At 72.4% G+C, this 14,669-nt stretch carries 15 protein-coding genes; 7 read left to right on the top strand and 8 right to left on the bottom strand.

The window, feature by feature from the left end:
- Positions 1-62: 62 nt before the first annotated feature.
- Positions 63-1,805: an alpha/beta hydrolase gene (locus N8J89_RS26950; protein WP_283659806.1), complete on the bottom strand. Its 1,743-nt coding sequence runs from the start codon at positions 1,803-1,805 to the stop codon at positions 63-65.
- Positions 1,802-2,329 (bottom strand): hypothetical protein, encoded by a 528-nt coding sequence (locus N8J89_RS26945; RefSeq protein WP_283659805.1) that lies wholly within the window; start codon positions 2,327-2,329, stop codon positions 1,802-1,804. Before N8J89_RS26945 ends, N8J89_RS26950 begins: the two co-directional genes overlap by 4 nt.
- Before the next feature lie 276 nt (positions 2,330-2,605).
- Here N8J89_RS26945 and N8J89_RS26940 point away from each other — a divergent pair, with 276 nt between their 5' ends.
- Positions 2,606-3,154, top strand: coding sequence for a hypothetical protein (locus N8J89_RS26940; RefSeq protein ID WP_283659804.1), 549 nt, complete (start codon positions 2,606-2,608; stop codon positions 3,152-3,154).
- 6 nt (positions 3,155-3,160) lie between these two features.
- On the opposite strand, the gene N8J89_RS26935 is transcribed toward N8J89_RS26940, so the two are convergent.
- On the bottom strand, positions 3,161-4,048 hold the full coding sequence (locus N8J89_RS26935; protein WP_283659803.1) for an AraC family transcriptional regulator: 888 nt from the start codon (positions 4,046-4,048) through the stop codon (positions 3,161-3,163).
- Positions 4,049-4,147: 99 nt separating this feature from the next.
- Between N8J89_RS26935 and N8J89_RS26930 the strand changes: the two genes are divergently transcribed.
- Both N8J89_RS26930 and N8J89_RS26925 read left to right on the top strand, forming a co-directional pair.
- Positions 4,148-5,326 (top strand): DUF1015 family protein, encoded by a 1,179-nt coding sequence (locus N8J89_RS26930; protein WP_283659802.1) that lies wholly within the window; start codon positions 4,148-4,150, stop codon positions 5,324-5,326.
- A gap of 117 nt (positions 5,327-5,443) precedes the next feature.
- The gene (locus N8J89_RS26925; protein WP_283659801.1) at positions 5,444-7,555 is read left to right on the top strand and encodes a putative bifunctional diguanylate cyclase/phosphodiesterase; all 2,112 of its coding nucleotides are present in this window, start codon (positions 5,444-5,446) and stop codon (positions 7,553-7,555) included.
- Here N8J89_RS26925 and N8J89_RS26920 read toward each other — a convergent pair.
- Entirely contained in the window at positions 7,533-7,949 is a 417-nt protein-coding gene (locus N8J89_RS26920) for a DUF5666 domain-containing protein (protein ID WP_283659800.1), read from the bottom strand. The genes N8J89_RS26925 and N8J89_RS26920 overlap by 23 nt on opposite strands.
- A 74-nt stretch (positions 7,950-8,023) precedes the next feature.
- Here N8J89_RS26920 and N8J89_RS26915 point away from each other — a divergent pair, with 74 nt between their 5' ends.
- Entirely contained in the window at positions 8,024-8,659 is a 636-nt protein-coding gene (locus N8J89_RS26915) for a maleylpyruvate isomerase N-terminal domain-containing protein (RefSeq protein ID WP_283659799.1), read from the top strand.
- Here the strand turns inward: N8J89_RS26915 and N8J89_RS26910 are convergent.
- A complete protein-coding gene (locus N8J89_RS26910) occupies positions 8,646-9,164 on the bottom strand; it encodes a nuclear transport factor 2 family protein (RefSeq protein ID WP_283659798.1) in 519 nt (172 codons plus the stop codon). The two genes, N8J89_RS26915 and N8J89_RS26910, sit on opposite strands and share 14 nt — an antisense overlap.
- A gap of 62 nt (positions 9,165-9,226) precedes the next feature.
- On the opposite strand from N8J89_RS26910, the gene N8J89_RS26905 reads away from it, so the two are divergent.
- Positions 9,227-10,138 carry a LysR family transcriptional regulator gene (locus N8J89_RS26905; protein WP_283659797.1) on the top strand — a complete coding sequence of 304 codons (912 nt, stop codon included), beginning with the start codon at positions 9,227-9,229 and terminating at the stop codon, positions 10,136-10,138.
- 39 nt (positions 10,139-10,177) lie between these two features.
- Positions 10,178-11,338 (top strand): mechanosensitive ion channel family protein, encoded by a 1,161-nt coding sequence (locus N8J89_RS26900; protein WP_283659796.1) that lies wholly within the window; start codon positions 10,178-10,180, stop codon positions 11,336-11,338.
- Here N8J89_RS26900 and N8J89_RS26895 read toward each other — a convergent pair.
- Together N8J89_RS26895 and N8J89_RS26890 are read right to left on the bottom strand one after the other, a co-directional pair.
- On the bottom strand, positions 11,304-11,543 hold the full coding sequence (locus N8J89_RS26895) for a hypothetical protein (RefSeq protein WP_283659795.1): 240 nt from the start codon (positions 11,541-11,543) through the stop codon (positions 11,304-11,306). The two genes, N8J89_RS26900 and N8J89_RS26895, sit on opposite strands and share 35 nt — an antisense overlap.
- Before the next feature lie 106 nt (positions 11,544-11,649).
- Positions 11,650-12,270: a Crp/Fnr family transcriptional regulator gene (locus N8J89_RS26890; protein ID WP_283659794.1), complete on the bottom strand. Its 621-nt coding sequence runs from the start codon at positions 12,268-12,270 to the stop codon at positions 11,650-11,652.
- Between the two features lie 232 nt (positions 12,271-12,502).
- On the opposite strand from N8J89_RS26890, the gene N8J89_RS26885 reads away from it, so the two are divergent.
- Positions 12,503-13,639: a hypothetical protein gene (locus tag N8J89_RS26885; RefSeq protein WP_283659793.1), complete on the top strand. Its 1,137-nt coding sequence runs from the start codon at positions 12,503-12,505 to the stop codon at positions 13,637-13,639.
- On the opposite strand, the gene N8J89_RS26880 is transcribed toward N8J89_RS26885, so the two are convergent.
- Positions 13,632-14,666 carry a CopD family protein gene (locus N8J89_RS26880; protein WP_283666253.1) on the bottom strand — a complete coding sequence of 345 codons (1,035 nt, stop codon included), beginning with the start codon at positions 14,664-14,666 and terminating at the stop codon, positions 13,632-13,634. The genes N8J89_RS26885 and N8J89_RS26880 overlap by 8 nt on opposite strands.
- Positions 14,667-14,669: the final 3 nt, after the last annotated feature.

The following is a 14,669-nucleotide window of genomic DNA, read 5'->3' as shown; positions in this document are numbered from 1 at the left end:
ACTGACCCCGCACAGCCGACAGCCCCCGGCACTGGAACCGGGGGCTGTCAGTGAGTGTTCGATCAATCAGTGAAGGACAGGTCCGCCAGCGCGATCGCGCCCTTCGGCGTCTTGTTGAACGCCAGGTACACACTGTCCACCCGGGACAGGTCAACCCCGCTGAACGCGCTCAGCGGCACCCGGACCTGGTTGAACAGCAGGTGCGGGATGACATCCGGCGTGCCCGGCGGCACGTGCGGGTAGTCCAGGGCCTTGCCGAACTGCGCCACCGGCACCGAGCTGCGGCCACCGGCCCGGTCGGTCACCACGACCTGCAAGTCCTGGGCCACGCCGGCCGGGTTGGCCGGGTCGGTGAAGTCCACCGCGGCCCGGAACCGCACCGCGCCGAACTTGCGCACGTCCTGGTACGCCACCGGAATCGTGTTGCTCAGCGTGTCCGAGATGTGCCCCCACAGCAGCCGCTGCGCGGACACCCCGAGGGTGCCCCAGCCGCGGTGCGGTTCCCGCTGACGGCTGGCCTGCTTGGTGTTCAGGCAGGAGACGTCCGTGGTGCTCGCGGTGCCGCCGCACAACCGGGAGGTCAGCGTGCCGCCGGGGACCACCTGGCCGCCCAGCTGGTTGACCTTGTCGGAGTCGGCCGCGGCGAACCGGTTGATGTCCAGCCGCCGGTTGTTCTGGCTCGGCGCGTGGTAGCTGACCAGCACCGTCGCCGGGGCGATCGAGGCCGGGGTGCCGACCTCGCCCTTCCACAGCGGCGCGAACGCCGCGTCGCCGCCCAGGTAGTGCCGGAAGAAGCTGCCCAGGTAGCCGTTGCCGACCTTGCGCTGCTGCTCCTCGGTCAGCCGGGTGGACTGCGAGGGGTGGCACTGCGAGCTGGTGTTGGAGGAACGCCAGTCGTCCAGCGAACCGGCCAGGCCGCTGCTGGGCGCCCAGTTGGTGTTGAAGTAGTTGTGGTTGGCACCCAGCACGGTGAAGATCGTGTGCACGCCGATGTCGTTGGCGTCGGCGTAGCGGGCGTCGTCGTAGTAGTGCACGCCCTGCAGGTCCGACAGGTCGCCGTCGCAGGTCGGGATCAGCGTGCCCACCGGCAGGTTCAGCGGGATCCGCCGGTGGAAGTCGGTCGGCGCCAGCGGCAGGATCGCCTTGATCGCATACGGCTGCGGCCGCTGCGAGTTCAGCTCCACCGCCCGCACCACGCCCTCACCGCCGCGGGAGTGCCCCATCAACCCGATCTTGCCGAGGTCGAAGGAGCGCACCGCCTCCTGCGGGATCGGCGCGCCGGGCTGGTCCCGCCAGTCCCGCCACAGGTCCAGGTGCTTGAGCACCAGGTGGCCGCGGGCGACCATGCCGTACTGGGCGTCGGAGTTGTCCACCGCGTTGATGCCGTTGGCGCTGATGGAGACCACCGCGTAGCCGTGGCTGGCCAGCGCGCGGGCGGCGTAGTCGTAGCCGCGGTGGCTGGGGATCGGCAGCCTGCCCTGGGTGCACGGCCAGGCCAGCGAGGCGCTGCCGCCGGTGGGCGCGGACATGCAGGTGGCGTGCCTGCCGTGCAGGAACAGCACCAGCGGGAACGGGCCCTTGGCCGCGTCGCTGGGGTAGTACACCTGCCCGGCCAGCTCGACCGGCTTGGCGAACCCGGGCGGGGTGTAGGCGCTGTCGCCCAGGTCGTAGGGGGCTTCGCTGACCTGGTGCGTGCCGTTGACCAACGGGTCCGGCACGTCAGCGGGCGCGGCCTGCGCGGTGCCGGCGACCAGCATGGTGGCGGCCAGCGGGGTGAGCAGGGCCGCGGCGAGCAGGCGCCTCATCGCGGGCCTCCCATGGTCAGCGTGCCGACGGTGACCGGCGCTTCGTCGCCGTACCGGTAGGTCACGGTGGCGCCTGGCTTGAGCTGGACGTCCTCGGGCAGCACGGCCCTGGCCGCGTCCAGGTTCTCGGTCAGCAGACCCCTGCCGACCGGCTTGCCGTCGACGAGCAGCACGTAGTCCAGCGCGCGGACCTCGAAGGCGGCCGAGACGGTCAGCCTGCGCACCGGGCGGGCGCGCTCGACCACGGCCACCTCGTCCACCACGACGCCCTTGCCGTGCGCGAGCACCTTGCCGGCGGCGGCGGTGCGCACCTCGGCGGCGACTGCGGGCTCCGGAGCGGGCGGCAGCGGGTCGCCCACTCCGGCGCCCGGTGCCACGGGCGCGTGCGGCACGGGCCGGGGCTGGCCCGACTCATCCGCGGACGGTGACTGTGCGTACAACGTGGCCACGGTCACGATCGAGGCGGCCACCGCCGCCAACACGGCCAGCCTGGCGAGCCAGGTGGTTCGAGTTCTTCTGGGCAAATGAGGTCTCCCGCCGGTACTGAAACGGTTATCCGGTGGCTCAGGGGAGCCGGGATCTCACCGACCGTACGAAACTGGCAAACCTCCTGGTAGGGGCCGATTTGCTGGAGCCGGACCGACCGAAGGGGGTTCTTGTTCGAGATTTCAGTTCCACTTGACATTCGAGCCCCGAAACGGCCGCCCAGGTTGGTAAGGTGCGCACCTGCTTTTGGTGATTTCAATTTTCTCCGCGCCGGAGACCTTCCGTTCCGCCGAGTTAGGCTCCACCGTTGTCATATGCGGGGAGGTAACTTTGGGCTCAGCACGCTGGACCGGCCACCGCGGCCGGTGACCGCGCGCTGGAGACCCGTCTGGCCGGCGTACGCCGCCGCGGTCTGGGTGATCGCCTACGTGCTGTGGGTGTTCCTGGACCTGGCCGGGCACGTGCTCAGCGGCGACTACCTGCACGCGCCGGTGCTGGCCTCGGTGCTGGCCGACTCGGTGCTGCGGGCGGTGTGCGGGGTGCTGGCGCTGGCCACCGTGCGGCCCTGGCGGCACACCGTGCCCGCTGGGCCGATGCTGCTGCTGGCCTGGGCCGCGGCCGGGGGCAGCCTGGCCTTCCCGCTGCTGAAGTACACCCGGATGGGACTGGCCGGGTACGGCATGGCCGAGCCGTGGCCAGGTCCGCTGTTCACCGTGGCCTCGGTGGGACTGACCCTCGGCTCGGTGCTCTTCGTGCTCGCCGCGGTCTCCTTCCTCAACCGCGACACCGCGCCCCGCCGGTGGGCGATCCTGGGCCTGTTCCTCGGTTTCTGCGTGATGTACCTGCCCGTGTCGCACTGGTGAGGCCGATCAGCGCAGCAGCCCCGAGCGGAACGTGGACGGGGACTGGCCGGTCTCCCGCTGGAAGAACTTGCCGAAGTTGGTCGGCTCGCTGAAGCCGAGCCTGCGGCTGATGTTGGCCACCGGCAGGTTGGTGTAGGCGAGCAGACGTTTGGCCTCCAGGGCCACCCTGGCGTCGATCAGCTGTTTGGCCGCCTGGCCGGTGGCCGAACGGCAGGCCCTGGTCAGCGTCTTGCTGGAGCAGCCGAGCCGGTCCGCGTAGTCCTCCACCTGCCGGGTCTGGGCGAAGAAGCGCTCCAGCTCGCGCTGGAACTGGGCGAAGGTCGGGTTGTTCCCGTTGCGCTCGGACTCACTCGGCCGGGGGAGCTGGGCGATCCGCAGCAGCAGCGTGGCCAGCAGGTGCCGCAGCAGCTCGGTCCAGGCGGTGTAGTCGCCGGTGTCGGTGCGCGCGTAGTCGGCGGCCAGCAGCTCCAGGTTCGCGGTGATCGCGGCCAGGTCCGGGCCGGCCAGCTGCCAGCGGACCGGTCCTCCGCGCCGGGTCAGCAGGTAGTCCGCGGCGCGCAGCCGGGGCGGGAAGGCGGGGGCGAAGAAGACCAGGCAGGCCTCCAGCTCGGCGTCCCTGGTGAACTGCTGCACCTGGCCCGGCCGCACCCACAGCAGCGTGCCGGGGCGGCACTCGTGCGCGACGAAGTCCACGGTGTGCGTGCCGGAACCCGCGGTGACCAGGGCGATCAGGTGGAAGTCGATCCGCTGCGGGGCGTGCAGACCGGCCTGGCCGCCGGCCCGCTCACGCAGCTCGGCCAGGGTGCCGCTGGCCATGCCGAGGCCGGGGAGCTGCGGGTTCTCCACCGCGCTGACTCCCCGTCCCGGCCGGTGCTGTCCGAAAACAACCCCCATACCCAGCGAGATTACCTTCCCCGGTAACGACTGTGACAGTTGCGACATCCCGACCTGGGTCTGATTGACCATCGTTTCACCGGGTGGGACGGTGTCGGGATGCTGCGAGCGATGGGCACCGCCTGGGTGGTGCGGGAGGCCGTGCCGGGCCCCGACGTGGACGAGTTCACCGATCCGCGCCAGGTCAGGGCCGCGCTGTCGGCGCAGACCGCGGGCAGGGTCACCCTGCTCGCCGTGCAGCACCCGCACCGCACGCCCGACTCGCTGGCCCGCCACCGCGGGCTGAGCCAGGTGCTGCCGGACGCGCGCGCCAAGCTGCGCCGCCTGCAACGGGAGTCCTACCGCAGGGTGGCCGACGTGGTGGCGCCGTACCAGGTGGACGGCCCGGACGGCAGCACCCTCGGCCTGCTCTGCCTGGCCGACCCCGCCGAGGTGGACGAGGTGCAGGGCTCCGCGGTGCGGCGCACCGAGGAGGTCTACCCGGACATCGTGGCCGAGCGCGCCGCGGTGCTGGCCGAGCTGGGCTGCCTGACCAGCTCCGCGCTGCTGGTCCCGGTCTGCGGCGGGGAGGAGCTGACCGCCGCGCTGCGCACCACCGTGGCCGGGCTCGGCGACCCTGAAGTGTCCATTGTGGACGTTCTCGGTAACCGGCACCGCCTGTGGCTGCTCGGTCCCGGGCAGCAGCGCGAGGAGCTGCTCGCGCTGGCCGGGCGGCACCCGCTGCTGGTGGCCGACGGCAACCACCGGGTCGCCGCCGCCGAGGCCGCCGGACTGGGCGGGCTGCTCGCGCTGGTCACCGCCGGGCCGCTGCTGCGGGTCGGGCCGATCCACCGGGTGCTCGCGGGCACTGGCCTGAGCCTGGCCCAGGTGGCCGGGGCCTGGCGGGCGTACGGGCTGACCGTCACCGAGGCCGATCCCGCCGAGGAGCCGATGCCGGGCACCGTGCTGGCGCGCGCGGAAGGTCAGGCGGTGCGGGTGGAGCTGCCGCCGCCGCCAGCCGGGGAACCGTTGCCGCGCATCGACCACAGCGCGGTGGAGGAGACGCTGATCGCGGCCGCGCTCGGGCTGGACCCGGCGGGCCGGAGCGTGCTGGCCGTGCCTGGCGGCCGCCGCCCCGCGCCGCGGGAGCCCGGTGACATCGAGCTGCTGATCGCGCCGGTGCCGCTGGCCGACGTGCTCGCGGTGCACGAGGCGGGGCGGCGGATGCCGCGCAAGAGCACGTACTTCACCCCTAAGCCGCGCAGTGGGCTGTTGCTGGCGGAACTCGACGGCGGCTGAGCCGCCCAGACTCGATGGAGGGACGGCGGGCGCTGCCGTGTCGTTATCGTGACCTGACGCGATATGCTACGGGCGGTAATTGCCCGGTTCTGGTGCGTGTTGCCATGAGAGGTCGAATTGAGCGCCGCGGGTCGCGCCGAGCTGGCCCGGCGGTGGACGGTGGCGGTCAGCACGGCCGCCTATGTGCCACTGTCGCGGGAACAGCTCGAGCAGCAGCTGCTCGACCTGGTCGACGAGCTCCTCGACCTGGTCGCCGCTGACCCGTTCGACCCCCGCCCAGCCGGCCGGGCCGGCGCCCAGCTGGTGCTCGGCAACATCACCAGCAGGCTGGCCTTACGCCGCACCATCGAGCTGCTCGGCGAGGGCTGCCGCCGCGAGCTGGCCGAGCGGCAGGGCTCGGTCGACGAACCGAAGGTCACCGCGCTGCTCGCCGAGTTCGCCGCGGGCTTCGCCGAAGGGGTCCGCCAGTTGACCTTCAACCAGCAGGAAGAGCTCAAGAAGGCGCTGCTCAGCGCCAAACTGGACGCCGAACGGGAGCTGCGGGTCAGCGAGAGCCGCTTCCGCGAGCTGTTCACCGCCTCCGCCATGGGCATCGCGATCAGCGATCTGGACGGCAACTTCATCGAGGTCAACCAGGCCTTCACCGAGATCCTCGGCTACACCGGTCCCGAGCTGGGCTTCCTCACCGTGCCGGACCTGTTCGCGCCGGAGGAGACCGCCGACCTGGCGCTGCTGTACCGGCACCTGGTGGAGGAGCAGGTGGACCGGTTCCGCTGCCGCACCCGGCTGGTCAGCAAGGAAGCCGACAGCGTGTTCGCCTACCTCGCGGTCTCGCTGCTGCACGACGCGGACGGACGGCCCAACGGGCACGTCACCATGGTCGAGGACCTGACCAACCTGCACCTGCTGCAGGGCCGGTTCAGCCACCAGACGCTGCACGACCAGCTCACCGGCCTGCCCAACCGCCAGTACCTGCACTCCCGGTTGCAGAGCGTGCTCGGCCGGGCCGAGGACGGGCAGATCATCACCCTCTGCCACCTGGACCTGGACAGCTTCACCGTGATCAACGACGGGCTGGGCCACCACATCGGCGACGAGCTGCTCAAGACCACCGCGCAGCGGCTGCGGGCCGCGGTGGCCGGCCACAACGCGATGGTGGCCCGTTTCGGCAGCGACGAGTTCGCCATCCTGATCGAGGACTCGCCCACCCCGCCGGACGTGCCCGCGCTGGCCGCCCGGATCAACGAGGAGCTGACCGAGCCGACCTACCTGGACGGCTACGGGGTGGCGGTCACCGCCAGCATCGGCGTGGTGCAGCGCCCGGCCAAGGGCATGGTGGCCGCCGAGCTGCTGCGCGCGGCCGACCTGACGCTGCACCGGGTCAAGGCCAGCGGCAAGGCGCAGTGGGGCCTGTTCGACCCGGCCCGCGAGGCCCGCGACCGGGCCCGGTTCAAGCTGGCCGCCTCGATGCCGGGCGCGGTGGAGAGCGGCGAGTTCAGCCTGCGCTACGAGCCGATCCGCTGGCTCGGCGGGCGGGAGCTGGTGGCCACCGAGGTGCTGGTGGAGTGGGCGCATCCGGAGCTGGGGCCGCTGCCGCACCAGAAGTGCGTGGAGCTGGCCGAGAGCACCGGGCTGATCCTGGCGCTGGGCCGCTGGGTGCTCAAGCGGGCCTGCCGGGACGCCGCGGAATGGCGGCCGCCGGAGGGTGATCCGCCGACCGTGCTGGCCACCCTGACCCCGTACCAGTCCCAGGACCCGGACCTGGTGGACAACGTGCGCAAGGCGCTGGCCGAGGCCGGGCTGGCCCCGCAGCGGCTGCGCCTGCGGATGCCGCTGCGCGCGGTGGTCAAGGAGGACAGCGACGCCGCGGACAACCTGCGGGTGCTGACCGACATGGGCGTCACGGTGGGCCTGGACGAGTTCGGCCGCGACTTCACCGACTTCGTCCGGCTGCCCACGCTGCCGGTGTACGCGGTGCGCTTCGACCGGGTGCTGGTGCAGCGCCTCGGCGAGGAACCCGACCCGGGCTCCTCGGTGGCCAGGGTGGTGGCCAGCCTGACCGAGCTGGCGCACGAGGTGGGGGTCAAGGTGATCGCCTCCGGGGTGGACAGCCCGGCCACGCTGGACTGGCTGACCGGCATCGGCGTGGACGCCGGTCAGGGCGCGCAACTCGGGCCGCCCCGTCCGGCGGAGGCGTTCATCGCGGTCAGCGGGCACTCTGCGCTGTGACCTGACGGGCGGTCACCGAGCCGTCCGCGGCCCGCTCACCCTGCACCGTCACGGTGGCTCCCGGCTGGATGTCGCTGACCTTGCCGGGCTGGCCGAGCTGCACCGCGGTGTCCGCGCCGAGCGTGACCTTGACCTCGGAACCGTTGGGCCCCTTGAGGTAGAGCGTGTCGCCCTCGATCCGGTCCACCGTGCCGACGGTGGGCATGCGGCCGCCGGGTCCCAGGAGCACGCCGCCGCGCTGCCCAGGGGCGGCGTTCGCGGAGTCGGCTGCCAGGGCGGTGGCGGCCCACATCCCACCGGCGAAGGCGACCGTGGCCAGCGCCGCCGCGGCCAGGCCGAAGGTGAGCTTCGACGGGTGCGACCGCGCCTGTTCGGAATCGGGTGTGCTCGTCATGGCGGACATGCTTGGATCCGGAGGTGGGAGCGCGCTGGGCGCTGCCTGCGAAATGCCTGGGAGAGGGGAGCTCCATGAGCCGCCGGACCGATTTCCTGGACACCGCGCGGGTGGCCGCCGCACTGCTGCGCGATCCGGCACTGGCCCGCGACTGGGAGAAGCCGAGCGCGCTGCCCGAGTTCTCCGTGGCCGGACTGGCCGGGCACTTCGCCTACCAGGTGCTGGCCCTGCCCGCGATCCTGGACGGGCCGATCCCGCCGGAGCTGCCGGTCTCGCTGCTGGAGCACTACAGCCGGGTCGAGTGGGTGGGCGCGGACCTGGACCACGACCTCAACGTGCGCATCCGCGACAGCGGCGAACAGGCCGCCACCGAGGGCCCGGCGGCGCTGGCCGACCAGGTGGACGCGGCGATCGCGGACCTGGCCGGGCGGCTGCCGGGAACTCCGGACCGGCCGGTGCGCATCCCGTTCTGGGGGCCGTGGTCGCTGTCCCTGGAGGACCTGCTGGTCACCCGCATGATGGAGCTGACCGTGCACGCCGACGACCTGGCGGTCAGCATCGGCGTGCCCACCCCGGAGTTCCCGGTCAGCGCGGTGGAGTCGGTGCTGGACCTGTTGAGCCGCTTGGCCCTGCGCCGTCGCGGCGCGCCCGCCATGTTGCGCGCGCTGACCAGGGCGGAGCGCGCGCCGGGGGACATCACCGCGTTCTGAGCCGGTCCGGCAGCGGGGCGAGGGGGTAGCGCTGCCAGAAGAAGGCGTCCGCGGCGTGCTGGTCCGCGGCGAAGTTCACCGCCTCCACGATGCGCCCGCGCTGGATGCGGTAGGCCAGCACCCAGGTGATGTCCAGGCCGGGCGGACTGGTGCTCCAGCCGCGGTGCATGTCCACCACCCAGTCCCCGTCCGCGGCCAGGAACAGCACCTCCGCGCGGAACCCGGCCCGGCCCAGCTCGGTGAAGAACGCCAGCACCTCCTTCACCCCGGTCTTGGTACCGGCCAAGGGATGGTGGCCGGGAATCGCCCAGCGGATGTCGGGGGCGAAGAACTCGCGCAGCGCGTTGAGGTCGCCCTTGGCGTAGGCGGCGTAGTAGCGGCGGATCAGCGCCACGTGCGGGTGTTCCTTGGTGCTCGCCTGGGCCGTGCCGCCGAGCAGCGCCGCCGCCACCGTCGCTGCCCCACCGGCCAGCACCGCGGACCGGCTCACCGTTGTCTCTGTCATGCCGTCAAGGCAACCGCGTCCGCTTCACCGGGGTCCAATACCCGTGCCCATACCGTTCGGGCATGGCCGATGTGGACACCCGGCTACTGCGCTACTTCCTCGCCGTCGCCGAGCATCTGAGCTTCACCGCGGCGGCCAAGGCGCTCTACCTCGCGCAACCCTCGCTGAGCCGCCAGATCCGGCAGCTGGAGGCGCGGCTGGAGGTCGAGCTGTTCGCCCGCGGCAGCACCGGGATCCGGCTCACCGCCGCCGGTGCGGAGCTGCTGCCCGCCGCCCGCGCGCAGCTCGCCGACTGGCAGCGCGCCCAGCGGCTGGTCCGGGCCGCCGCCGCGGCCGAGCGCGGCGCGCTGCGGGTCGGGTTCGTGGCCACCGGCTGGGGTCCGCTGGCGCGGCAGGCCCGCGCCCGGCTGGCGCCCGGCGCGGTCGAGCCCCGGCGGCTGGACTGGGGCGGCGAACCCGAGGCGCTGCGCGAGGGCACGGTGGACATCGCGTTCGTGTGGCTGCCCGCCGACACCGTCGGCCTGCACGTGGAACCGGTGGCCACCGAGTCCCGCTGGGTCGCGCTCACCCGCACACATCCGTTGGCGGACAAGGACTCCGTGTCCATCCACGACCTGCTCGAGGAACCGGTGATGTGGACCCGCCGCGCCCCGGCCGCCTGGGTGGACTGGTGGGCGGTCAACCCCCGCCCCGACGGCTCGGCCCCGCGCTGGGGACCGGAGAACGACAACGTGGAGGAGATGCTGGAGGGCGTGGCCACCGGCGCGGCGGTCTGCATCGGGCCGGAGTCGATGGCCCGCTTCTACGCGCACCCCGATCTGGTGTGGTTGCCCATCACCGACATCGAACCGCTCCGGATCGCCCTGGCCTGGCCGCAAGACCGGAAGGACCCGCTGCTGCAAGCCTTCGCGCACGCGGTGCTGGCGGGTCGGGGTGATGCGGATCAAGGTGTGCGCGTCCCCCGTACGGGGTAACGCACAGGGAGCCGTTGTCCCAGAACCGGAAGGAGCCCTGTGCCCGCGTACTGGACCGACGTGCTGCTGCTGATCGGCAGCACCCTGGCCGTCGTCGCGCTGGCGATCCTCGCCGTGGCCCTGCTGCACCGACTCATCCAGCGACTCGGCCGCCGCGCCCGCATCCTGGCCGACCTGGCCCGGCGGGCCTACCGCCCGGCCCAGTTCCTGGCCGGGCTGACCGCCATACAGCTCTCCCTGCTGCTGGGCGCGCCCGGCGGTGACTGGCGGGAACCCGTGCTGCACGGCCTCGGCCTGGCCCAGATCGCGGCAGGCGCCTGGCTGGTGATCGCGCTGGTGCTGGTCTTCGAGGACACCGCGCTGGCCCGGATCCGGCTGGACCAGGCGGACAACCGGCAGGCCAGGCGGATGCACACCCAGATCACCCTGCTCCGCCGGGTCGCGGTGGCGGTGATCGCGGTGCTCACCGTGGGCGCGATGCTGATGACCTTCCCCGGCGCCCGCGCCGCGGGCACCAGCCTGCTCGCCTCCGCCGGTGTGATCGGCGCCATCTCCGCGCTGGCCGCGCAGTCCTTGCTGGGCAACGTCTTCGCCGGGATCCAGATCGCCTTCAGCGACGCGATCCGGATCGAGGACGTGGTGGTGGTGGAGAAGGAGTGGGGCCGGATCGAGGACATCACCCTGACCTACGTGGTGGTGCACCTGTGGGACGACCGCCGCCTGATCCTGCCCACCTCCTACTTCATGAAGACGCCGTTCGAGAACTGGACCCGGCGGGAGTCCCAGCTGCTCGGCACGGTCGAGCTGGACCTGGACTGGACCGTGCCGGTGGAGGCGCTGCGCGCTGAGCTGCGCCGCGCGCTGGAGGCCAGCGAGCTGTGGGACGGCCGGGTCTGCGTGCTCCAGGTGACCCAGACCACCAACACCCTGGTCCGGGTGCGCGCCCTGGTCAGCGCGGCCGACGCGGGCAGCCTGTGGGACCTGCGCTGCCTGGTCCGGGAGGACCTGGTGGGCTGGCTGCGCGAGCACCACGCCGAGGCGCTGCCGCAGCTGCGCCTGACCCAGGCCCGCACCAACGGCCGGGCCGAGCCGGCGGCCGCGAACGACGACGCGGACGCCAGGCTCTTCGGCGACACCCCGGACGGCAGGCGGCGCGAGCACGCCTTCAGCGGTCCCGCCGGCAACCCCGTCGAGAGCTGAGCAGCACCTCTTCCCAGGCGTTGAGCACCGAGAGCACCGTCCCCGCCAGGGCCACCGCGAGCGCCACCCGCAGCACGCCCTCGGCGGGGAACTCGCCCAGCACCACCACCAGCGCCCCGGCCTGCACCACGGTGAACAACAGCGTGATGACCAGGCGACTGCTCACGGTCGACCCGTCCCGGCGAACCTGTTCCTGCTGGCTCATGACCTGACCCCTCTCTGCCCGGTCGAACTGGAGGAGTACAGGTGTAATGGCGTTTCCGCAGGTCCTCCGCGTCAGATGACACACAACTCCAGGCAGGTGCGCCAGGTCACGCCTGGTGTTCGCCCAGCTCGCGCAGCCCCTCCAGGTCCAGCACCGTGATCCGCTGCCGACCGGTGTCCACCAGCCCGCGCTTGCGCAGCTCGCGCAGCACCCGGGCCAGCGACTCCCTGGAGATCGCCATGGTGTCGGCCAGCTGCTGCTGGCTGATCGACAGCGCGATCTCCACCCCCGCCGCCACCGGCTGGCCGTACTGCTCGGCCAGGTCCAGCAGCAGCGCCACCGCGCGGTGCGCGGCCGGGCCGTCGGTGTACTCGCCGCGCCGCCGGTCGGACTGGCGCAGCCGGTCGGCCAGCACCCGCAGCATCGCCCAGGCGATCCGTGGCTGCTGCTCGCACAGCCGGTCCAGTCGCGCGGCGGGCACGACCAGCGCCTCCACCTCGTCCACCGCGGCCACGTTGGCCGAGCGGGTGCGGCCGTCGACCGCGGAGAGCTCCCCGAGGATCTCGCCGGGACCGCAGATCGCCACCATCGCCTCCCGCCCGGCCACCGAGCCGGTGCTCACCCGGATCCGCCCGGCCAGCACCACGAACACGTGCTGGGACGGCTCGCCCTGGCTCCAGATCACCGCACCGGGCGCGAACCGCCGCCGGGTGCCTGCCGAACGCATCGCGGCACGCTCGGCCGGCTCCAACAGCCCCCAGAATGTGCCGATCGACGGCCGCCTTCCCGGTAGCCCGACGGTTGTCCGGCTCTCACCCTGCTCCACCCGGGTTTTCCCTTCCGTGACCGTGATCACGCTCATCACGGATAGGTTGCGATCCGCTGAGAACAGTCCGACACGGGTGTCGAATATGCCGCTTTTTCCCCGCGACAGGCCCGTAGCGGTGCATCATCCCGGCATGAGCACGGGGGCGAGAAGCCGACTTTCGGACCTGGCGAAGCGTTACTGGACCAGGGGCGCTCCTGGCCGGGAGACACCACAGGAGCTGCTCACCGGGCTGTTCCGGCTGTGGCTGGTCGCGCTGTTCCTCAAGGTCCTCGGCGCCTCGTGGGACGTCTCCTGGCACTTCAAGTGGCTGCGCGACGACACCGCGCCACCGCACATGATCAACATCACCGGCAACGCGATCGTGGTCGCGCTGGTGCTCTTCCACGGCTACACCGGCTACGGCACGGACCGGCTCGGCCTGCGGCTGATGCAGTGGGGCGCGGGCATCTTCTTCACCGCGGTGCCGCTGGACCTGATCAACCACCGGGTCAACGGCCTGGACATCACCTCCTGGAGCATCTCGCACGCGCTGCTCTACCTGGGCACCGCGGTGATGATCTCCGGCGCGATCCGGGCCTGGTGGGTCGGCGCGCCGCGCGAGGGCAACCAGCGGCCGGTGGTGATGGGGCTGCTGTGGCTGTTCTTCCTGGAGAACGTGTGGTTCCCCAACCAGCACCAGGAGTACGGCGTGCTCTCCATCGCCGCCTGGGACCGCGGCGCGCCCTACGCCGAGCCGATCCTGCTGCAGTTCGCCGCCGACCAGATCGGCAAGGCCCAGGTGGACCGGGACTCGCTGGTGGCCTTCTCGCTGCCGGTGCCGGACTGGGTGTACCCGGTGTGGGCGTGCACCGCGGCGCTGCTGGTGCTGGCCATGGCCAGGGCGATGGTGGGCCGTCGCTGGACCGCCACGCTGGTCGCGGCCGGGTACGTGGGCTTCCGCGCGCTGCTGTGGCCGCTGCTGTCCGGTATCGACTTCCCGCCCTCGGCGGTGCCGTTCTTCTTCGTGCTGGCCGCGGTGGGCGTGGACCTGGCCTTCCTGCTGCCGGTGCCGGAGTGGGCGCGCCCGCTGCTCGGCTCGCTGCTCGCGGTCGGCCTCGGCTACGGCGCGGTCGCCGCGCAGGGGTTCCTGCTGGTCGCGCCGCCGGTGGACTACGGCTCCGCGCTGCCGGCGGCGATCCTGCTGGCGGCCGGCTGGTCGCTGGTGGTGTGGCTGCACCAGCGCCGCGGCTGGCACGTGCTGCCCAGCGGCGCGGCCGTGGTCAGCTGACCACCGGCGCCCTGGTGAGCACCACGGCCACCCCGTAGGCCAGGCCCATCACACCGACCTCCAGGGTCGCCCAGCCGAGCAGCGCGGTGCGCTCCCGGCGGGCGATCCGGGGCAGCAGCCGGAACCGGATGTGCGCGCCGGTGGCCGCCAGCAGCACCAGGAACACCGTCTTGGCGATGATCAGCCAGCCGTAGACGCTGGTCAGCAGGCCGCCGGGCAGGCCGCCGCCAGGGGTGAGCGCGATCTCGACCAGTCCGTTGAACAGCCCGGTCGCGCCGACCAGGAACAGCGCCACGGTGGCCAGCTTGGAGAACTTGGGCAGCGCGCGGGCCAGCAGCTCGCCGTGGCCGAGCAGCAGGGTGGCGATCACCGCGAGCCCGCCGGTCCAGACCGCCGCACCCATCACGTGCAGCTCCATGGACACCATGCTCACGTCGTGCCAGCGCCAGTTGGAGGCGTGCCCGGTCAGCGGCAGCAGCAGGATGCCGAACACCGCGACGAAGATCCGCAGCTCGGCGGGCACGGCCTCGCCGAAGCGCACCGCCAGCCGCCCGATCAGCACACAGCCCAGCGCGCAGCCCGCGCTGACCAGCAGGCCCTTGCCCGCCCCGACCAGCACCACGTAGTCGTAGACCAGCCCCGGCGTGGGCAGCGTGCCCGGCGCGAGGTCAGTGGCCTGCAGGACCACCGAGGCCAGCGCGCACACCAGCCACACCGCCGCGGTCCAGACGGTGAGCCTGCGGGCCACCGACAGCACACCCTCGGTGCGCTCCGGATCGTCGATGCCGACCAGCTTCGGCAGCAGGCTCAGCCCGACGGTGGCCACCGCGGCGATGTCCAGCAGCACCCGCACCACCGGCAACCCGAAGGTCACCAGCGTGAACGGCCGCGGCAGACCGGGCACCTCCGGCACCGGCACCAGCGCGGTCCCGGCCAGCGCCGCCGCGACCCCCGCGGCCACCAGGCACAGTCCCAGCACCGTACGGGCCAGTACGGGCGAGACCTCCTGCTCCCTGCTCACACCCAGGCT

Source organism: Crossiella sp. CA-258035 (assembly GCF_030064675.1).
Lineage (GTDB): Bacteria > Actinomycetota > Actinomycetes > Mycobacteriales > Pseudonocardiaceae > Crossiella.
This window is presented reverse-complemented; position numbering and strand designations above follow the sequence as displayed.